The sequence below is a fragment of the Corallococcus sp. BB11-1 genome (assembly GCF_026626625.1).
GTDB lineage: Bacteria > Myxococcota > Myxococcia > Myxococcales > Myxococcaceae > Corallococcus > Corallococcus soli.
This window is the reverse complement of the sequence record NZ_JAPNJY010000026.1, coordinates 53,370-76,055: the sequence shown is the minus strand read 5'-3', so window position 1 is coordinate 76,055 and position 22,686 is coordinate 53,370. Positions and strand designations below refer to the sequence as shown.

Sequence of the window (22,686 nt, the reverse complement as noted above, 5' to 3'; positions counted from 1 at the left end):
CGGCTCGGCGGTGGCGGGCGGCGTCCCGTCGTGGCTAGTCGTCGCTTCCGTCCGGCTTCGACGGCGCGGCGAGCAGCGTCCGCAGGCGTTCGGCCAGTGCGTCCACGTGGGGCGGCCGGACGAGCGTGTAGTGGTCTCCCGGCACGGAGTGCACCGTCACCCCGCCGCGCGCGAGCGCACTCCAGCCGAGGTCCGCCGGTGCCTCCGGGCCCTGCTCGGCCCGGAGCAGGACCAGGGCCCCGTCATACGGCCCGGGGACGTAGGTGCTCGATGCGCCCTGGTTCACCTTGAAGCGGCGCCACAGCTCGCGCAGCTCCTCGCGGGCCGCTTCCTCCAGGCCCCCGCTCGTGCCCGCGTCGGGCGCTCCTTCCAGCACCTGGCGCAGCTCCACCGGATCCACCAGGCCCAGCACCTCCGCGGCGCGCGGATGCACGTCCGCCAGCCGTGACAGGTGCACCGCGAACTCCAGCACCTGCTGGCCCAGGGCTTCGTCCGGCGTGAGGGGCTGCGCGGAGGCGGGCGCGTCGCCCATCGCGTCGATGACGACGAGCACCTCCACCGCCTCACCCAGGGCGTGGAGCTGACGCGCCATCTCGTAGGCGATGTGGCCCCCCATGGACCAGCCGCCCAGGCGGTAGGGCCCCACCGGCTGCACGCCGCGCATGGACCCCAGGTAGCGCGTGGCCATGGCCTCCACCGTCGTGCCCGCGCCGTCCCTTGGCACCTGGAGGCCGTAGAAGGGCTGCTCCGGCTCCATGCGCCGCGCGAGCTCCAGGTAGCCCAGCACGCTGCCTCCCACCGGGTGCACGCAGAAGAAGGGCGTGCGCCCGCCTCCCTTGCGCAGCATCACCAGCGGCGAATCAGAGGACGTCCCCGCGTCGATGCGCGCGGCCAGTCCCTCCAGCGTCGGCGCCTCGAAGAGGGCCTGGAGGGGCAGCTCCACCTGGAAGGCCGCGCGGATGCGTGACAACAACTGCGTCGCGAGCAGCGAGTGTCCCCCACGCGCGAAGAAGTCGTCCGTCGCGCCCACGTCGTCCTGCTTGAGCACGTCCCGCCAGAGCGCGGCGAGGCGGACCTCCGTGTCGGTGCGTGGCGCGACGACGGCCAGGTCGGCGCGTTGGAGATCGGGCGCGGGGAGGGCGCGTCGATCCAGCTTGCCGCTGGTGGTGCGGGGGAGGGTCTCCAGCGCGACGAAGGCCGAGGGCACCAGGGCCTCCGGCAGGGTGCGCCGCAGGAAGGCGCGCAGGGCTTCGGCCTCCACGGGGGGCGGGGTGCGGGAGACGACGTAGGCCACCAACACCGGGCCGTGGGCCGCCCCGTCGTGGACCACGACCGCGGCCTCGCGCACGCCGGGGTGCAGGACGAGCGCGGCCTCGACTTCGCCGGGCTCGACGCGCAGGCCGCGCAGCTTCACCTGATGGTCGAGCCGGCCGAGGAACTGGAGGCGTCCATCGGCCAGCCAGCGGGCCCGGTCTCCGGAGCGGTACAGCCGCGCGCCGGGCTCGGTGGCGAAGGGGTGGGGGATGAAGCGCTCGGCGGTGAGGGCGGGCCGGCCCAGGTAGCCGTGCGCCAGGGGCACGCCGCCCAGGTGCAGCTCTCCCGGAATGCCCACGGGCACCGGCCGCAGCGCGGCGTCCAGCACGTAGGCCTCCGCGTTGGCCACCGGCCGACCGATGGGCACCGTCATGCCGGACTCCTCCCCGGTGACGGCGGACCACGTGGCGTCGATGGTCGCCTCGGTGGGGCCGTAGGCGTTGACCAGTTGCACCGCCGGCGACACCGAGCGCAGCCGCGCGGCCAGGTCTGGCGTCAGCGCCTCGCCGCCGCAGAAGAGCAGGCGCAGGTGCGTGGCCTTCGCGAAGGCCGGCTCCACCGCGAGGAAGCGCAGCACGGAGGGCACGGCCTGGAGGACGGTGATGCGCTGTCTGGACAGCGTGTCGGCCAGGAGCGCGCTGTCGCGCTGTGCGTCGGGCGGCGCGAGCACGAGCGTGGCGCCGGACAGCAGCGTGGAGAAGACCTCCGCGGCCGAGGCGTCGAAGCCCGGGGCCGCGAGCTGGAGCTGCCGGTCCCCGGCTCCCAGCGCGAACGTGGTGCCCAGCCACGTCGCGTGGTTCGCCAGCGCGCGGTGGGAGATCAGCACGCCCTTGGGCTGGCCCGTGCTGCCGGACGTGTAGAGCACGTACGCGGGCAGCTCCGGGGGCACGTCGGGCAGCGGGGCCCCTTCCGGCGTGGCCTCCAGGTCAGCGCCGACGTCGACGACGCGACCCGTGAAGGCGGGCCGCCGGTCGCGCAGCCGGGGCTCGGTGAGGAGCGCCGTGACGCCCGCGTCCTCCAATTGGAAGGCCAGTCGCTCCGGCGGCGCGGAGGCGTCCAGCGGCACGTAGGTCGCGCCCGCCTTGAGGGCGCCCAGCAGGGCCACGGGCAGCGCGTGCGAGCGCTCCAGGAGCAGGGCCACCCGCGCTCCGGTGGGGATGCCGAGCGCCCGCAGCCGCCGCGCGAGGCCGGCGGCGCGCGCGTCCAACTCCCGGTAGGTGACGGTGCGGCCGTCATGCTCCACGGCCACCGCGTCAGGCGTCTTCCGGACCTGGGCTTCGAACAGCGCGTGGACGGACGTGTCGCGCGGGAAGTCGGCGCGCGCCCGGGTCCACCCGTCGAGCACCTGCCTCCGCTCCGCCTCCGTGAGGAGGGACAGCTCGGACAGGCGTCGCTGCGGATGGGCCGCCGCGTCCTCCAGGAACACGCGCAGGTGTCCCATGAGGCGCTCGATGGTGTCCCGGTCGTAGAGGTCGGTGCGGTACTCCACCGTGCCCTCCAGCGCCTCGGGCTTCTCCGTGAGCGTGAGGGAGAGGTCGAACATCGCGGTGCCCGCGTCCACCGGGAGCGGTTCGATGCGCATGCCGGGCAGCGACAGCTCCACCGCGGGAGTGTTGAGCATCACCAGCGACACCTGGAAGAACGGTGTGCCTTCGACCTGCCGCTTCGGCTGGAGCACCTCCACCAGCTTCTCGAACGGCACGTCCTGATGGTCGTAGGCGTTCAGCGTGACGCGCTTCACCCGGCCCAGCAGCTCGCGGAAGGTGGGGTCTCCGCCCAGCCGCGTGCGCAGCACCAGCGTGTTGACGAAGAAGCCGATGAGCCCTTCGGTCTCCCTGCGCGTGCGGCCGGCGATGGGCGCGCCCACGCTGACGTCGTCCTGCTCCGCCCAGCGTGAGAGCACGGCCTGGAAGCCCGCGAGCAGGCCCATGAACAGCGTGGCGCCTTCCTGCTGGCACAGCGCCGTCAGGTCCTGCGCCAGCTTCCTGGGGAAGCGCAGCTGGAAGCTCGAGCCCGGCTGCCGTGAGCCCGGGGACCGGGGCCGGTCCGTGGGCAGCGCCAGCGACGCCGGGGCCCCCGCGAGCTGGTTCCGCCAGTAGTCGAGCTGCGCCTCCAGCACGTCCCCCTGGAGCCAGTCGCGCTGCCAGACCGCGTAGTCCGCGTACTGCACGGGCAGTGGCGACAGCGCCAGCGGCTGGCCGGAGAGGGTGGCCGCGTAGCGGGAGATCATCTCCCGGACGAACAGGGCCATGGACCAGCCGTCGGAGACGATGTGGTGCATCGTCACGAGCAGCACGTGCTCGGACTGCGTCAGCCGCAGCAGCCGTGCCCGCAGCAGCGGACCCCGGGCGAGGTCGAAGGGCCGCCGCGCTTCCTCCTCCGCGAGGCGCCGGGCGGCCACCTCCCGCTCCTTCGCGGGCAGCGTGCCCAGCTCCTCCACGGGCAGCGGGAACGCGCTCGCCGGAGCGATGACCTGCACGGGCGTGCCCGCGTGGGTCGTGAAGGTGGTGCGCAGCGCTTCGTGGCGGCGCACCAGCTCCGTGAAGGCGCGCTCCAGGGCCGTCACGTCCAGCGCGCCGTGCAGTCGCATCGCGGCCGGGATGTTGTAGATGGGGAGGCCCGGCTGGTACTGGTCCAGGAACCACAGCCGCTGCTGCGCGAACGACAGCGGCAGGTTCCCGTGTCGCGGCATGGGACGCAGCGGGGGCGCCTGGAGCTGGACGGCGCGGGCGAGGGTGGCGTCCAGCATGGCCGCCTGCGCCTCCAGCGTGCGCGCCTCGAAGAGATCCTGGAGCCGGGGCTCCACCGCGAACGTGGCGCGGATGCGCGACAGCAGCTGCGTCGCGAGCAGGGAGTGCCCGCCCCGGTCGAAGAAGTCGTCCTCCGCCCCCGTGTCCTTCGTCCCGAGCAGCTCGTTCCACAGCGTGGCGAGCCGGGCCTCCGTGTCCGTGCGCGGCTGGACGAAGCCGTCCTCCGCGCCCTGGACCTCCGGCGCCGGCAGCGCGCGGCGGTCCACCTTGCCGTTGCGGGTGACGGGCAGCGACGCCCGCAGGACGATGGCCGACGGCACCATGTACCCGGGCAGCCGCTCCCGCAGCCAGCCGCGCAGGGCCGTGACGTCCAGCAACGCCGGTGCTCCGGCCTGCGCGGGAGCCGTCGTCGCGCGCGGCACCACGTAGGCCACCAGCGCCCTTCCTCCGGGCATGTCGTCGCGCGCGAGCACCACGGCTTCACGCACCGACGCATGTCCCAGGAGCACCGCCTCGATTTCGCCCGGCTCCACGCGGAAGCCGCGCAGCTTCACCTGCGCGTCGCGGCGGCCGAGGAACTGGAGCGTGCCGTCCGCCCTCCAGCGGGCCCGGTCTCCAGCGCGGTACATCCGCGCGCCCGGCGCGTCGCTGAACGCATCCGGCAGGAACCGCTCCGCGGTGAGCGCGGGCCGTTGGAGATAGCCCCACGCGAGGCCGTCTCCGGCCACGTACAGCTCCCCCGGCACGCCCGGTGGCACGGGCCTCAGGTGTTCGTCGAGCACGTACACCCGCGTGTTCGCGATGGGCCGGCCAATGGACACCGGCGTCTCCACCGCGTCCGCGTCGGTCATGACGTGGCAGGTGGTGAAGGTGGTGCCCTCCGTGGGGCCGTAGCCGTTCACCAGCCGGCCTGCCCGGGCCACGTGCTCCCGCACGCGCACGGGGTTCAACACGTCGCCCCCGGCGAGCACCTGGCGCACGCGGGCCAGGGCCTCCGGCTCCGTGGCCGCAAGCTGTTCGAACAGCGCGGACGTCAGCCACAGCGTGGTGACGTGGTGCGCGTCCAGCGTGCGGCCCAGCTCCTCCAGGGACGTGGCCTTCGGCTCCGCCAGCACCAGCCGGCCGCCGTGCAGCAGGCAGCCCCACAGCTCGAAGGTCGAGGCGTCGAAGGCGAGCGGGGCCAGTTGCAGGAAGACCTCGTCGGGACCGAACCGGGCGAAGTCCGTGCCCATCACCAGCCGGACGATGGCCCGGTGCGGGACGCAGACGCCCTTGGGCCGGCCCGTGGTGCCGGACGTGTAGAGGACGTACGCGAGCGCGTCTGCTCCCAGTGGGGACTCCGGCGCGGTGTCCGGCTCCGCGTCGAGCAGGGCCGCCTCCGCGTCGAGCAGCAGCCGCCGGGGCGCGGTGGCGGGCAGGTGCTGCTTCATCGCCTCCGACGTGAGGACCCACGCCGCCCCGGTGTCCTCCAGGAAGAAGGCCTGCCGCTCCAGGGGGGCCTCGGGGTCGAGCGGGACGTACGCCGCGCCCGCCTTGAGGATGCCGAGCACCGCCACCGGCAGCTCCAGCGAACGCTCCAGGCACAGCGCCACGCGCGCGCCCGGCGCCAGCCCGCCCTTGCGCAGGTGCCACGCGAGCTGGTTCGCCCGGCGGTCCAGGGCCGCGTAGGTGAGTGTCCTGCCCTGGAACTCCACGGCGACCGCCTCCGGCGTGCGCGCGGCCTGGGCTTCGAACAGCGCGTGCACGGCCGTGTCACGCGGGTACGGCGCGGCGGTCGCGTTCCACTCCACGAGCACGCGGTGCCGTTCGTCGTCGGAGAGCAGCGACAGCGTGGACAGGCGCTGCTCGGGGTGGGCCACCGCGTCCTTCAGGAGCGCGTGCAGGTGCGCCACCATCCGCTCGGCCGTGGCCGCTTCGTACAGGTCGGTGCGGTACTCCAGCGCGCCCACGATGCCCTCGGGCGACTCCCGCAGCGTGAAGGTGAAGTCGAACTTCGCGGTGCCGCTGTCCAGCTCCAGGTGTTGTATCTGGACGCCCGGCACGGTGAGCTCCAGCGAGGGCGTGTTGAGCATCACCAGCGCCACCTGGAAGAACGGTGTGCGCCCTGGCATGCGCGGAGGCTGGAGGGTCTCCACCAGCTTCTCGAAGGGCACGTCCTGGTGCGCATACGCGCCCAGCGTCACGTCCTTCACCCGGCCCAGCAGCTCGCGGAAGGTGGGGTCTCCGTCCAGCTTCGTGCGCAGCACCAGGGTGCTGGTGAAGAAGCCGAGCAGCCCCTCCAGCTCCGCCTGCGTGCGGCCCGCGACGGGCGCGCCCACGCAGATGTCGTCCTGGCCCGAGTAGCGCGCCAGGAGCGCCTGGAGGCCCGCGAGCAGGCCCATGTAGAGCGTGGCCCCTTCCTGCTGGCAGAGGGCGCGCAGGGACTGCATCAGCTCCAGCGGCAGCTCCACCCCCAGCCACGTGCCCGGGTTCCGGGTGTCCGGCGTGCGCGGGTGGTCCGTGGTCAGCTCCAGCGCGGAAGGCGCGTCCTCCAACTGCTTGCGCCAGTAGCCGACCTGGGCCTCCAGCGCGTCCCCTCGCAGCCACTCGCGCTGCCAGACCGCGTAGTCCGCGTACTGGATGGGCAGCTCCGGAAGCGGCGAGGGTTTGTCGGCGAGCCGCGCCGCGTACAGCGTGACCAGCTCGCGGACGAGCACCGCGATGGACCAGCCGTCAGAGATGATGTGGTGCTGCGTGACGAGCAGCAGGTGTTCGCGCTCCGCGAGCCGCAAGAGGCGCGTGCGCAACAGCGGCCCCCGCGCCAGGTCGAAGGGTTGACGGGCCTCCTCCTGCGCCAGGCGTCCCGCTTCGTCCTCGCGCTCGGAGGGGGACAGGTGCTCCAGCGATTCGACCGACAGCCTCCACGGCGCGGGGGGCGCGAAGACCTGGGCGGCGGTGCCGTCCAGCACCTGGAACGTGGTGCGCAGCACCTGGTGCCGGCGCACCAGCTCCGTGAAGGCCCAGGTGAGCGCGGAGACGTTCAGCGTGCCTTCCAGGCTCAGCGCGGCGGGCATGTTGTAGAGCGCGCTGCCCGGCGCGTACTGGTCCAGGAACCACAGCCGCTGCTGCGCGAAGGACAGCTCTGCGGAGGTCACTCCGGGGCGCGCGGTGATGGCGGGCGCGCGGGGGGCGCGGGCCGCTTCGGGCACGCGGTCCTCGATTTGACGGGCGAGCGCCTCCACCGTGGGGTTGTCGAACATCTCGCGCAGCCGCACGTCCACGCCCAGGCTGGTGCGCAGGCGCGAGGCGACTTGCGTGGCCAGCAGCGAGTGGCCTCCCAGGTCGAAGAAGCTCTCGGTGATGCCGACCTCCTCCAGGCCCAGCACCTGCGCGAAGAGGTCCGCCAGCATCTGCTCCAGCGGCGTCGGGGGCCTGCTGGTGGACCCTGTCTCCCCAGGTCCTTCCACGTCTGGCGCGGGCAGCAGCCCGCGCTCCAGCGTCCCGCCAGGCGTGAGCGGCAGCGCGTCCAGGGGCACCAGCGCGGTGGGCAGCAGGTACTCCGGCAGGCGGAGCGCCAGGGCCCGTCGCAGGGCCTCCGCATCCCAGGCGGTGTCCGGCTGGAGCACCACGTAGCCCACGAGCCGCTTGTCGCCGGGCACGTCCTCGCGCACCAGCGCCGCCGCCGCGCGCACGCCCGGAGCCTCACGCAGGGCCGCTTCCACCTGATCCGCCGCGATGAGGAAGCCGCGCACCCGCTCCTGCCGGTCGAACCGGCCGAAGAGTTCGAGGGCGCCGTCCGCGCGCCAGCGGGCCCGGTCACCCGTGCGGAACAGCCGCGCACCGGCTTGCCCGGAGAGGTCGTCCGGGACGAAGCGCTCCGCGGTGAGTCCGGGACGCGCGTGGTAGCCGAGCGCCACCTGGGGACCGCCGACCATCACCTCGCCAGGGACGCCGGTGGGGCAGGGCCGTCCGGTGGGATCCACGACGTACAGCCGCGTGCCGGGTCCGGGCATGCCCGCCGGGGGCAGCCGCTCCCACGAGTCCGGCGGGCCGCGCAGGCGGTAGGCGCTGACGACCTGCGCTTCGCTGGGGCCGTACTGGTGCTCCAGCGTGCCGCGCGGCAGCCGCTTGAAGAGGGCCACGAGCGCGGGCGTCACCTGGAGCGGCTCCCCGTCCGTCACCACCTCCACCAGCCGCCTGGGCACGGTCGCGCCGTGGGCCACCAGCTCCGCCATCGTCTGCAACGCCATGAACGGGAGGAACAGCCGCTCCACGCCGTGACGGGCCATGAGGGCCAGCAGGGCGGGCAGGTCCTGGCGCGCTTCCAGCGGAGGCACCACCACGGAGGCGCCCGCGGTCCAGGCCGTGAACAGCTCCTGCCAGGCGGTGTCGGAGTCGAGCGATGCGAACTGCAACGTGACGGCGTCGAGCTTGGACGAGCGCTGGCGCGTCCACGTCACCACCGAGGACAGCGTGCGGTGCGCCACCACGATGCCCGGGGTGCCGGGCGCATGGCGCAGATAGCAGGGCGAGTCCGGCCAGGTGGCGGACGGTGGGGCATGGGACGGCAGCCTGGCGAAGGTCCCGGCCTCCGTGTCCACGCACACGCTGAGGGCTTGCGTCGCGGGGATCCTGGGGAGCAGCCGTGATTGGGTGAGCACCCCTCGCGCGCCCGAGTCCTCCAGCACGAAGGACAGGTGCTCCGACGGCGCGTCTGGATCCACGGGGACGACGGCCGCACCCGACTTGAGGACGGCGAGCACGCTCACCAGCAGCTCCAGTGAGGGCTCCAGGCACAGCGCGACCCGGTCTCCCGGACGCACGCCGCTGTCGAGCAGGTGCCAGGCGAGCTGGTTCGCGCGGCGCTCCAGCTCCGCGTACGTGAGGGCCTCACGCTCGAAGAGGGCCGCCACGGCGTCTGGCGTGCGGCGGGCCTGGGCCTCGAAGGATTCGTGCACCGGCGGTTCGCTGGGGCCCTGGGACGGCGGGGCGCTCCAGTCCATGAGCACGCGCTGGCGCTCGGCGTCGGACAGGAGGTTGAGCTCGGACAGGCGGTGCTCGGGGTGCGCGACCGCGTCCTCCAGGAGCAGGCGCAGGTGCTCCATGATCCGCGCGGCGGTGGCCGCCTCGAAGAGGTCGCTGCGGTATTCGAAGGCGACCTGGAGCCCGCGCGGCGTTTCGGTGAAGACGAGGGTGAAGTCGAACTTGGACGCGCCGCTGTCCACGTCCAGGGTGCGGAAGGTGAGGCCCGGGCCGGTGAGCTCCGCCACGGGCGTGTTGAGCAGCACCAGCGTCACCTGGAAGAAGGGCGTATGGCCTGCCATCCGGGGCGGTTGCAGCGCTTCCACCAGCTTCTCGAAGGGCACGTCCTGGTGCGCGTACGCGCCCAGCGTCACGGCCTTCACCCGGCGCAGCAGCTCCACGAAGGACGGGTCGCCGTCCAACTGCGTGCGCAGCACCAGCGTGTTGACGAAGAAGCCGATGAGCCCCTCCGTCTGAGGGTGGTTGCGGCCGGCGATGGGCGCGCCGATGCTGACGTCGTCCTGCCCCGTGTAGCGGGACAGCAGCGCCTGGAGCCCCGCGAGCAGGCCCATGAAGAGCGTGCCCTTCTCGCGACGGCACAGCGCCCGCAAGCCCTGCATCAGCGCGTGTGGGAACAGCTCCCGGTGCGTGGCGCCGGGATTGCGCGTGTCGCCCGTGCGCGGATGGTCGGTGAGCAGCTCCAGCGCGGGCGGAGCGCCCTCCAACTGCTTGCGCCAGTACGCGAGCTGCTTGTCCAGCAGCGCTCCCTGGAGCCAGTCGCGCTGCCAGACGGTGAAGTCGGCGTACTGGATGGGCAGCGCGGGCAGCGGCGAGGGCCGGCCGGAGGTGAAGGCTTCATAGAGCGTGACGGCTTCACGGATGAGCACGCCAATGGACCAGCCGTCGGAGACGATGTGGTGGATCGTCACGAGCAGCAGGTGCTCACGCTCCGAGAGGCGCAGCAGGCGGGTCCGCAGGAGGGGGCCCCGCGACAGGTCGAACGGGGCGCTGGCCTCTTCGCGGGCGCGGCGCATGGCCTCGGCTTCGCGCTCGGCGGGGGGCCGGTCGCTCAGGTCTTCGACTTCCAGCGCGGAGTCCACGGTGGGCGAGATGACCTGGATGGGGTCGCCGTTCCGGACCTGGAAGGTGGTGTGCAGGGCTTCGTGGCGGAGCATCACCTCCGCGAAGGCGCGGCGCATCGCGGACACGTCCACCGTGCCCTCCAGGCGCATCGCGGAGGGGATGTTGTAGAGCGCGCTGCCGGGTTCGTACTGGTCCAGGAACCACAGCCGCTGCTGCGCGAACGACAGGGGCAGGTCCCCCGCGCGGGACACGCGCTGGATGGCCTGCGTCTCGGGAGCAGGGGCGGGGGCCCGGGCTGGGGCGGTCGGCGGAGTGGCGCGGGCCGTGGCACCTTGCGGCGAGGGCGTGCGCGCGGAGGGGCCTGGCGGGGGCGTCAGTGGGGCCCGGGCGGCTGGCGGCGTGGGGGCAGGGGCACCTGTCAGCGGCGCGGGCTTCGGGACGGTGGCCTCGGGCGTCGTCGCCGGCCGGGCGTTCATGCCCGGAGTCGGAGCCGATGACGGAGGCGGTGCGCGGCGGGCAGGCGTGAGCAGCTCCACTTCGCCGTCCGCGCGGTAGCGCGCCTGCGTCCCCGTGCCATACAGCCGCGCGCCCGTGCCGTCCGGTGATGCCGGCAGGCGCTCATGGGTCAACGCCGGTGCCTTCCAGAAGCCAAGCGGCACGGCGTCCCCGCCCAGGAACAGCTCACCCACCACGCCCACCGGGGCACGCCGGCCGGCGGCATCCAGCACGAAGCGTGGCCCCGGGGCCGTGGCCTCGCCCGCACCGGGCAACAGTGACACGGGCGAGACGATCCGCGCGGAGGTGGCGCGCTGGAGCGCATGCGCGAGGTCCGCCGACAGGCCCTCCGCGTCGTCCAACACCAGCGTGCGCACCGGCCCCAACACGCTCCGCGCATCCGGCAGCTCCGCGAGCGTGCGCGCGAGCTCGAACGAGCCGCGCAGGTGGGCGGATGGGCTCGTGCGCAGCAGTCGCGCGAGCATCCCGGCACCATCCCCTTCGACGTGCGGGGTGGCCGCCGCGGGCGCTGCGTCTCCCTGGCTCTGTCGGCGCAGCACGTCCAGGTGTCGCAGCCCCTCCAGGGTGATTTCAGGGGCGATGCCGAAGTCGATGAGGCAGGCCACCTCGTCCACGTCCGCCTGTCGCAGTTGCTCCACGCGGGCCGTGAGCGAATCCGGCGTGCCGAACAGGCCGCCCGACTCCAGGTAGCGCGACACGCCCTGCTCCAGGAGCACGTCCAGGTCCTGCGGCGTGAGCGAGCGCACGTCGAAGCCCGGGCCCTGGCTGGCCACCAGTCCGTTCACCAGCTCCACGGAGCTGCGGAAGTAGCGCAGCAGGGGCTCTCGCGCCTGGCGCTTCACGTCCTCGCGGCTGGCGGTGACGAAGGTGTGGAGCATCAGCACGACGTGGCCACGGCCGGGGTGGCCCGCCTTGCGCCGGGCCTCGCGGTAGATGGCGACCTTGCGCTCCAGCTCCACGAAGTCCTGGCCCAGGCCCAGCACGTTGGTGAGCAGACCCGTGCCCAGCTCACCCGCCATCCGGAAGGTCTCCGGGTTGAAGGCGGCGGTGATCCACACGGGCAGCTCCGCCTGCACCGGGCGGGGACGGATGGCCACGTCCACCTCCACGCCCGCGCCGTTGGTGCGGCGCACCGTGCCGCCCTTCCACAGCGCGCGCACCTCCTCCACACCCCGACGCACGGCCTCCGGACGCTGGTGGAAGTTCTGGGGGGCGAAGACGAAGTCGTTCGCGTTCCAGCCCGTGGCGAAGGACACGCCCGCGCGGCCGTTGGAGAGGTTGTCGATGACGGACCACTCCTCCGCGACGCGCAGCGGATCATGCAGCGGCAACACGACGCTGCCCGCGCGGATGGACACCCGCTCGGTGACCATGGCCAGCGCGGCGCTCGTGGCGGTGGGACTGGGGTAGGGCCCGCCGAAGTCGTGGAAGTGGCGCTCCGGCGTCCAGATGGCGCTGAACCCGTGCGCGTCCGCGAATTTCGCGCCGTCGATGAGCAGTTGGTACTTCTTCCGCCCCGACGCCTCCCCGTCATTGGCGAAGTAGAAGAGGCTGAAGTCCAGGGCCCGCTTCGCGGCCGTGCCACCCCGACGCGGCGCATCCCGGAGCGCGACCCGCGACGGCAGCACCACGGAGAGCCCCCGGGACAGGGCCCACAGCAGCTCCAGGTCCGCCGGATCCGCTGCGGCATCCGAGGTGCTCAGCCACAGCTCACCCGGCCGGGCCTCCACGCGCGCATCCATCGCGGCGAGCCGGTGGACGAGGTTGCGGTGGCTCAACATCACACGGGGACGCGTCGTGTCCGCGCCTTCCCGAGCAAGGCAGGCCAGGGCGTCCACGTCCACGCCCGCACCCTGTGCCTGGGCTCCACCACCGCTCAGGGACTCCTCGATGCGGAGCACGTCCGCGGAGACCCCGGGCGGAAGGATGAACCCGGCGTCGGCCACGACGAGGGGCGGCGTGCCCTCACGCCCGAGCGAAGCCAGCTCCCCGACTCCCTCCGGCGACACCAGCGCGTACGCGCCTCCGGAGGCCAGCACCGCCCACAGCGCGACGGCGCGCTCGGTGGACGGCTCCAGGCACACGGCCACCGGAACGCCGGGACCCACGCCCCGCGCGCGCAACCGCTCCGCGAGGGCCCAGGCCTTCTCCCGCAGGGCCCGCCACGTCAGGACCGTCTCGTCCTGCCGCACGGCCACGGCCTCAGGGCTCCGCTCCGCACGGGCCGCCAGCAGGGCCGGCAGCGCTCCACCCTCCGCGACGGGAGCTTCGGTGGGCCGCGCACGCACGGGCATCACGTCCAGCGACAGCCGGGACAGCGGCTTCGTGGGCGAGGCGACGGCGTCGGAGAGCAGCGCCTGCAACTGGGACAACAGCCGCGCGATGGTGTCCGCGTCGAACAGGTCGACGGCGTACTCCAGCGTCCCGGAGAAGCCCCGGGCGTCCTCCCGCATCAACATCGTGAGGTCCGCGAGCGACGTGCCGTACTGCGCGGGCAGCTCGGTGACGTCGTAGTAGACCAGCCGCAGGCCGGGGAAGTCCTCGATGGGCGCGGACACGTTCTCCGCGTGCAGCAGGAAGATGGCGTCGAACAGCCGACCCAGCCGGCCCTCCTCTCCGGGCTCCAGCTCCTCCAGCAACTGCTCGTAGGGCACGTCCGGGTTCGCGAACGCGCTCAGCGTCGTGTCGCGCACGCGCAGCGCGAGCGTGCGGAAGTCCGGGTCCCCGGCCGCGCTCGTGCGCAGCGCCAGCGCGTGCGCCACGTAGCCAATCTGCGGCTCCAGCTCCGGCCGCGTCCGGTTGCCGATGGACGTGCCCACGACGATGTCCTCCTGGCCCGAGCACCGGGCCAGGAGCGCCGTGAAGCCGGCGAGCAGCGTCATGTACCCCGTGAGCCCTTCACGCTGGCTGAACGCGTTCAGCGCGACGCTCAGCTCCTCCGTGAAGGTGAACGCGTGCCGCGCCCCGCGCCGCCGCGCCCCCGGGACGCGCGGGCGGTCCAGCGGCAGGGACAGCGCCCCCGGGCGCCCCGCGAGCTGGCGCCGCCAGTAGGCCTGCTGATCCGCGAGCGTGCCGTCCGCGAGCACCTGGCGCTGCCAGAGCGTGAAGTCGATGTACTGGATGGACAGCTCCGGCAGGGGCACGGGCACGCCGTGCACGAAGCCGGTGTAGAGCGCCAGCGCTTCACGGATGAGGTTCACCAGCGACAGCGTGTCCGCGACGATGTGGTGGATGGTCACCAGCAGCACGTGCTCGGTGTCCGCCATCCGCAGCAGGCTCACGCGCACGAGCGGGCCGCGGTCCAGCTCGAACGGCGCCGCCGGCTCCAGCCGCGCGCGCCGCAGGGCCTCCGCCTCCAGGTCCCCGGCGAAGCCCCGCAGGTCCACCACGGGCAGGGTGATGCGCACCTCGGGCAGCAGGCGCGGCACGCCCTGACCGTCCACGTCGACGAAGACGGTGCGCAGCGACTCGTGGCGGCGGATGACCTCGTTGACGCCGCGCTCCAGCAGGTCCGGGCGCAGCGCACCGGAGACGCGGACGGCGAGCGGCTCGTTGAACAGCGAACTGCCCGGCTCCCGCGCCCCCATCTCCCAGACGCGCTCCTGCACGTACGACAGCGGCAGCGTGCCCGTGCGCGGCCACGGCTGGATGGCCGCCGCCGCCTCGGGCGCTTCCCCTTCCTCCGCGCCGAGCAGCCCCTCCGCCTGGAGTCGCGCTTCGATGCGCTCGGCGAGCCCCGCGACGGTGGGCGCTTCGAACAGGTCACTCAGGGGCACCTGTGTGCGGAACGTCTCCCGCAGCCGCGTGAGCAACTGCGCCGCCATGAGCGAGTTGCCGCCCAGGTCGAGGAAGTTGTCATCCAGGCCGATGTCCGTGATGCCCAGCCGCTCGCGCCACAGCTCCATCAGCCGCTGCTCGATGTCGCTCATGCCGGACGGCGCGGGCACGACGGCCACCGGGGCCACGGCCTCCGCCGGGGGCGCGGCCACGGCCACGGACACGGGGGCGACTTCCGGCAGGGGCAGCACGGCCCGGCCGTCCACCGCGATGCGAACGGTCTCGAACGGGTAGCCCGGCAGCGAGATGCGGCGGCGGGGACCGTGCGCGTGCAGGGCCTCCCAGTCCACGCTCGCTCCCAGGCGCCACAGCGTGCCCACGGCCTCCAGCAGCGTCTGGGCATCGGACGTGGACGTGCCCGCGCGGCGCAGCGACGGCACGGCCACGGTGTCCTGCTCCGTGCGCAGGCGCAGCCGTGCGAGCGCGGTGAGCCCCTGGTCCGGGCCCGCCTCGATGAACAGCCCATGGCCGGAGTGCAGCAGGGTGTCCAGGCCGGCGGCGAAGCGCACCGGCTCGCGCATCTGCCGCGCCCAGTAGCTGGGAGAGGTGGCCTCCTCCGGACGGATCCACGCGCCGGTGAGGCTGGACACGTAGGGCAGGGCCGGGGCCTTCAGCGACAGGCCCGCGACGGCCCGCTCCAGCTCGGGCATCAGCGGCTCCACGGCGCGCGAGTGGAAGGCGTGCGATGCGGGCAGCCGCACCACGCCCACGCGCCGTCCCGCGAGCGTGCGCTCCAACGCGGCCAGCGGCTCCAGCGGCCCGGACACCGTGCAGCGGTCGGCGTCATTGACGGCGGCCACCTCCAGCGTGTCGGAGAGCAGCGGGCGGACGTCCTCCGCGGACATCCCCACCGCGAGCATCCCGCCCGAGGGCAGTCGGGACATCAGCTCGCCCCGCACCACCGCCAGCCGCAGCGCGTCCTCCAACGACAGCACGCCCGCGACGCAGGCCGCCGCGTACTCACCGAAGCTGTGCCCCAGGAGCGCGGTGGGCTTGAGCCCCAACCCCATCCACCACCGGGCGAGTGAGACCTCCACGGCCAGCAGCGCGGGCAGCGCGAAGCGGGGCTCGGCGAGGGCCGCCTCCGCCCCGGCCTCCCCGCCCGGCGGCGGGAACAGCACGGGCCGCAGGTCCTGCTTCAGCCCCACCGACGGCAGCAGGGCCAGGCACGACTCCAGCGCCTCCTGGAAGCGGGGCTCGGTGTCGAACAGCTCGCGGGCCATGCCCACGGACTGGGCGCCCTGGCCCGGGAAGAGGAAGGCCACGCGCCGCGAGGGCGGAGCGTCCAGGTCCCGCACCGTGGACGTCGTGCCGGGCTTTCGCAGCGCCTCCACGAGTCCGGTGACGTCCTCCGCGACCACCGTGCGCCGCACCTCGAAGCCCTTGCGGCCCACGTTGCGCGTGAAGGCCACGTCCGCGAGGTCCACGTCCGCGCGGGCCTCCACCGCGTCGGCCAGCGCGCGCGTCACCGCCTCCAGCGCGGCGGGCGTGCGGGCGGACAGCGTGACGAGCTGCCTTGAGCGGCGGGGCCGCTGCTCTCCGGAGGCAGGCTCGCGCGGGGGCGCTTCCTCCAACACGACGTGCGCGTTGGTGCCACCGATGCCGAACGAGCTGACGGCGGCGCGGCGTGGGCCGCCGGTGCGCTCCCACGGACGCAGCGTGGTGTTCACGAAGAAGGGGCTGCGCGCGAAGTCGATCTCCGGGTTGGGCTGCTCGAAGTGGAGGCTGGGGGGCACCTCCGCGTGGTGCAGCGCGAGCGCGGCCTTGATGAGGCCGGCGATGCCCGCCGCCGTGTCCAGGTGCCCGATGTTCGTCTTCACCGACCCCAGCGCGCAGTAGCCCGTGCGCTGCGTGTGCGCGCGGTAGGCCCGCGTGAGGGCCGCCACTTCAATGGGGTCGCCCAGCGAGGTGCCGGTGCCGTGCGCCTCCACGTACTCCACGCTGTCCGCGTCCACGCCCGCCGCCGCGAGCGCCCGGGCCACCACCTGCGTCTGTCCCTGGACGCTGGGCGCGGTGTAGCTGACCTTGGCCGCCGCGTCGTTGTTGAGCGCGGAGCCCTTGATGACCGCGTACACGCGGTCCCCGTCCCGCACGGCGTCCGCGAGCCGCTTGAGCACCACCACGCCCAGGCCGCTGCCCAGCACGGTGCCCCGGGCCTTCGCGTCGAACGCGCGGCAGTGACCGTCCGGTGAGAGGATCATCCCCTCCTGGAAGAGGTAGCCCGTGCGCTGGGGCAGGGACACCTTCACCGCGCCCGCCAGCGCCAGGTCCGACTGCCGGGCGCGCAGGCTCTGGCAGGCCAGGTGCACCGTGACGAGGCCGGTGGAGCACGCGGTGTAGACGTTGAGGCTCTCACCGCCGAGCTTCAGCTTGTAGGCCGTCTTGGTGGCCACGTTCTCGCCGCCCGTGGTCCCCAGCGCCTCGAACATGGAGGCGGGGTCCTTGCGCGTCTGACCCAGCAGCGACAGCAGGTGCACGCTGGAGCTGCCCGCGCCCGCGTACAGCGAGACGGGCTCGGCGATGCGCTCCGCGTCGTAGCCCGCGTCCTCCAGGGCGTTCCACGCGCACTGGAGGAACAGGCGCTGCTGCGGATCCATCCACTGCGCCTCGCGCGGGGACAGGCCGAAGAAGGCCGCGTCGAAGCCGTCCGCCTCCTCCAGCACGCCGCCGGCCGGCACGAAGTCGGGATGCTCCCGCAGGGTGTCCGGGAGCAGCGGCGACGACTCCAGCTCCTCCTTCGTGAAGCGCGTGATGGACTCCACGCCCTCGCGCAGGTTGCGCCAGAACGCGTGCACGTCCGGCGCGCCGGGGAAGCGGCCCGCCATGCCGATGAGGGCGATGTCGCCGGAGTCCTGCGCGGAGGCCTCGCGCGGGGCCGCCGGGCGGGGCGCGGTGGCGGTGGCGGTGGCCTCGCGCTCCAGCCTCGCAGCCAACTGGACCACCGTCGGGTGTTCGAAGAAGTAGGTGACGGGGATGTCCCGGCCCAGGGCCTCGCGCAGCTGCGTGCTGGCCTTCACCACGAGGAGCGAGCTGCCGCCCAGGTCCTCGAAGAAGTGCGCGTGCAGGCCCACGCGAGGCACGTCGAGCACGCGCGCCCAGACCTCGGCGATGCGCTGCTCCGTCTCAGTGATGGGCGCGGCGAAGGGTGTGTCCGTCGTGGCGGCGGGCACTCCGGGGGCGGGCAGGGCCGCGCGGTCCAGCTTGCCTCCCGGGGTGAGGGGCAGCGCGTCCATCCGCACGAAGGAGGACGGCACGAAGGCGTCGGGCAGGCGCTCCTTGAGGAAGCGGCGCACGGCCGGAAGCTCCAGGGACTCCTCCGCGACGACCCAGGCGCACAGCCGCGTCTCGCCCGCGACTTCGCGCGGGAGCACCACCGCCTGACGCACGCCCGGAACCTGGGCCAACACCGCTTCCACTTCACCCGTCTCCACGCGGATGCCGTGCACCTTCACCTGGGCATCGCGGCGGCCCAGGAACTCCAGGCGGCCGTTGGACAGCGTGCGCACCATGTCGCCGGTGCGGTACAGCCGGGCGCCGGGCCCGGCGGAGAACGGGTCGGGCACGAAGCGCTCGGCGGTGAGCGAGGGGCGCTCCAGGTAGCCCCGCGCCACGCCCACGCCTCCCACGTACAGCTCTCCCGGCACGCCCACGGGCACGGGCTCGCCGCGCCCGTCGAGCACGAACATGCGCACGCCCGGGATGGCGCGACCGATGGACGGACGTCCGGTGTCCACGTCCGGCTCCACGGTCGCGCAGATGGTGACCTCGGTGGGGCCGTAGGCATTGATGAAGTGACGGCCCGGGCTCCAGCGCGAGGCCAGCTCCGGCGTGCACGCCTCGCCCACCGACGCCACGACCTCCAGCAGGGGCAGCGCGGACGGCTCCAGGGGCGCCAGCGACGTGGGCGTGACGGTGAGGGTGGTGATGCGCTCGGAGACGAGCACCTGCTGCAACGGAGGCCCCGGCAACAGGGACTCCGGGGGGGCGAACACCAGCGTCGCGCCGGACAGGAGGGTGGAGAACAGCTCGCACACCGAGGCGTCGAAGCCGATGGACGCCAGTTGCAGGAGCCGGCGGCCCGGACGCAGCGCGAGGGCGTCACGCAGGGCGATGGCCGTGTTGCACAGGCCGTGGTGTGGCAGCAGCGCGCCCTTGGGCGTGCCGGTGGAGCCGGAGGTGAAGATGGCGTAGGCGAGGTGCGCGGGCGTGACGGCCGGCGCGGGCTCAGGCGGCAGGGCTGGCAGCGCGTCCAGTGAAGCCCGCGCTTCGTCCAGCACCACCAGCAGCTCACCCTGGGACGCCAGGCGATCCGCCAGGGCCTCCTGGCTCAGCAACACCGACACCCGGGCTTCGCGCAGCATCGCCTCCAGCCGCGCCGCGGGCTGCCCCGGATCCAACATCAGGAACGCGCCGCCCGCCTTGAGCACGCCGAACAGCGCCACCGCCAGGTCCGGGGTGCGCTCCAGGTGCACGCCGACGAGCTGCTCCGGCCGGACCCCCATCGCGATGAGGTGCCGCGCGAGCTGGTTGGCCCGGGCATCGAGCTGCGCGTATGTGAGCGTCGCTTCGCCCAGCGCGACGGCGACGGCCTCCGGCGTGGCGCGGGCCTGCGCCTCGAAGAGGCGGTGCGCGAGGTCGGGCGCCACGGCGGGGCCGGTGGGACGCCACGCCTCCATCACCTGGCGACGGTCCTCTGGCGTCAGCAGGGGCAGCGCGGTGATGGCCTGCCCGGGGTGCGCCGTCGCGCCGGCCAGCAGCGTGTCCAACTGTCCGAGCATCCGCGCGATGGTGTCCGCGTCGAAGAGGTCGGTGGCGTACTCGCACATCAGCTCCAGCCCGTCCCCGGAGTCGGTGACGGAGAGCGTGAGGTCCAGCTTGGTGGCGCCCGTGTCCCCCAGGGCGCTGCCAAGCGTGAGGCCGGGCAGGTGCACCGGGTGGGACGCGGCGTCCTGGAGGACGAGCTTCACCTGGAAGAGGGGCGCGTGCGCGAGGCTGCGCTCCGGATTGAGGCCGCGCACCATCGCGTCGAAGGGCAGGTCCTGGTGCGCCCACGCCTCCAGGGTCGCGCGGTGGCTCCGGTGCAGCAGCTCCTGGAAGGACGGCGCGCCGGAGAGGTCTCCGCGCAGCGGGAGCTGGTTGACGAACAGGCCGACGATGCCCGCCGTCTCCGGCCGGACGCGGTGCGCGGTGTCCACGCCCACCACCACGTCCTCCTGCCCGGTGTAGCGGTGCAGCAGCACCTGGAAGCCCGCGAGCAGCGCCACGAAGGGCGTGGTGCCTTCACGCGATGCGAGCGCCTTCACCCGCTCCCAGGCGGCCTTCTCCAGCCGGTGGGTCCGCTGCGCGCCCCGGTAGGACTGCACGCGGGGACGGCGACGGTCGCCGGGAAACTCCAGCACGGGCGGTGCTCCGGCCAGCTTCCGACGCCACCAGCCGAGCAGGTCTTCCTGGCGCTCACCGCGCAGCCACGAGCGCTGCCACGCCGCATGGTCGGCGTACTGGAGCGGCAGCTCCGGCAGGGTGGGGACGCGCCCGGTGGACAGCGCCGCGTAGGCCTCCGCCAGCTCGCGCAGCAGCACGCGCAGGGACCAGCCGTCCGCGACCAGGTGGTGCACCGTGAGCAGCAGCCAGTGCCGCGCGGGGTCCAGGCGCAGCAGCGTCACCCGGAGCAGGGGGCCCCGGACGAGGTCGAAGGGCCGTCGTGCCTCTTCGTCCGCGAGCCGCCGTGCCTCGGCTTCGCGCGCTTCGGCGGGTGTTGACGCGAGGTCCACCACGGGCAGTGACAGCGTGAGGTCCGGGAGGATGCGCTGGCCGGGCTCACCGCGCGTCTCCACGAACACCGTGCGCAGGGCTTCATGGCGCCGCACGAGGAACTGGAGGCCCTGCTCCAGCGCCGCCACGTCGAGCGTCCCGTCCAGCCGGGACACGATGGGGACGTTGTAGAAGGCGCTGCCCGGCTCCAGGCGGTCCAGGAACCACAGGCGCTCCTGCGCGAAGGACAGCGGCATGGATTCGGTGCGCGGCACGCGGACCGGCGCGGAGCGGGGAGCCGGCACGGAAGCCGTGGCCTCGCGCACCAGCTCCGCGACGCTCGCGCCGCGCAGCAGCGCCTCCATGGGGACGGGCGCGCCCAGGGTCTGCTCCAGCGCGTGCGCCAGCTCCACCGCCGCCAGCGAGTCCAGCCCGTAGCGCGTCAGCGGCGCATGGACATCCAGGTCCTCGACGCGGGCGCCCACCCGCGCCGCCACCCGCGCGAGCACGCGGGACTCCAGCTCCGAAGCGGGTGCCCCGGTCTTCTCCTCCTGCGCTTCCCGTCGCGAGGCCTCGACGCGCGGCTCCGGAGCCCTCACGTCGGAGGCCCGTCCCGGCGCAGGGGCGTGCGGCTCCGCGGGGGCCGTCTCGGGAGCACGCCACGCATGCAGCTCGCGCAGGCCGCCCGCGAGGAACGCCGTGCGCGTGGCCCGCCGCTGCACCTTGCCGCTGGACGTCTTCGGCAGGCTCCCGGGCTCGATGAGCACCACCGCGTGGGGCATCACCTCGTGCGCCTCCGCCAGCCGCTGCCGGATGGCGCCCAGCAAGCCCGCTGGCTCGCCATCCCACTTGCGCGGATCCACCTCCTGCACCACGACGAGCCGCTCCTCGCCGTCTACCTGGACGCCGAACGCCACGCCGCAGCCGGGCCGCAGCGCGGGGTGGCTCTCCTCCACCACGGCTTCCAGGTCCTGCGGATACAGGTTGCGGCCGCGCAGGATGATGAGGTCCTTGGCGCGGCCCGTGACGTACAGCTCCCCCGCGTCCAGGAACCCCAGGTCCCCGGTGCGCAGGAACGGCCCCTCTCCCGTGGCGATGCGCGCGCCGAAGACCCGCGCGGACTCCTCCGGCTGACGCCAGTAGCCCTGGGCCACGCTGGGCCCCTTCACCCAGACCTCCCCCACCTCGCCCGGCTCCATCACCCGGCCGGAGTCCGGCTCCACCACGAGCAGCTTCTGCGCCGCCACCGTCGTGCCGCAGCCCACCAGCGTCCGGGCCTGCCGTGACGGCTCCCGCGCGTGGCCTGCCTCCAGCGCGGAGGCGTCCACGTCGCGCAGGATGGGCGCGGCCTCCTTCGCGCCGCCGGAGACGATGAGCGTCGCCTCCGCCAGCCCGTAGCAGGGATAGAACGCCTCGCGGCGGAACCCCTGCGGCGCGAAGGCCTCCGCGAAGCGCGCCAGCGTGTCCGGGCGGATGGGCTCCGCGCCGCAGAACGCCACCTCCCAGCGGCTCAGGTCCAGGCCCTGCCGCTCCGCGGGGGGGATGCGCCGCACGCACAGCTCGAACGCGAAGTTGGGGCCGCCGCTGATGGTGCCGCCAAAGCGCGTCAGCGCCTCCAGCCAGGCGCGCGGACGCTTGAGGAACGACAGCGGTGACATCAGCGCCGTGTGGAAGCCCTGGGCCAGCGGCACCAGCACGCCGCCGATGAGCCCCATGTCGTGGTAGGGCGGCAGCCAGATGACGCCCACGCTGTCGTCACGCGTCTGGAAGGCGTGGCGGATGGCGTCCAGGTTGTGCAGCAGGTTGCCGTGGCTGAGCATCACGCCCCGGGGCGTGCCGGTGCTGCCCGACGTGTATTGCAGGAAGGCCAGCGTGTCGGCCGTCACGTCCGGGCGCTTCCACGCGGCCTCTGCGCCCGCCTCCAGCGCGTCCGTCGCCACCCACTTCAGCGCGCGCAGCTCCGGCGCGTCCGTGAAGAGGAACTCCGCCATCGACAGGATGACGGAGGTGGTGAGCACCACCGTGGCCCCCGAGTCCGCGATGAGCGCGCGCAGGCGGGGCAGGGTGCGCTCCAGCCGGGACGGATCCGGCGGGTACGCCGGCACCGCCACCAACCCTGAACACACGCAGCCGAAGAAGCCCGCGAGGTAGTCCGCACCCGGCGGGTAGAGCAGGACCGCGCGCGCGCCCTGGGGGGCGAGTGACTGGAGCGCGGCGGCGATGCGGTGGGCTCGCGAGGCCAGGTCGCCCCGCGTGAGGGGCACCTCCGCGTCGTCCTCCAGGAAGGTGTAGAGGCGCTGGTCCGGACGACGCGTGCTTCGCTCTTCGAGGAGATCGATCAGGGTCACGGGCATGGGAGCGGAGATGCGGGCGCATCGGGGGGAGCCCGCACCTGCTCGGACGATACCTCAAGACCTCCGGGCCTCCGCGAAGC

The 22,686-nt window shown here is 73.7% G+C and carries 1 protein-coding gene; it reads right to left on the bottom strand.

From position 1 onward, the window contains the following. Window positions 1-34: 34 nt before the first annotated feature. The gene (locus OV207_RS21000) at window positions 35-22,606 is read right to left on the bottom strand and encodes a non-ribosomal peptide synthase/polyketide synthase (RefSeq protein ID WP_267556904.1); all 22,572 of its coding nucleotides are present in this window, start codon (window positions 22,604-22,606) and stop codon (window positions 35-37) included. Window positions 22,607-22,686 lie beyond the last annotated feature (80 nt).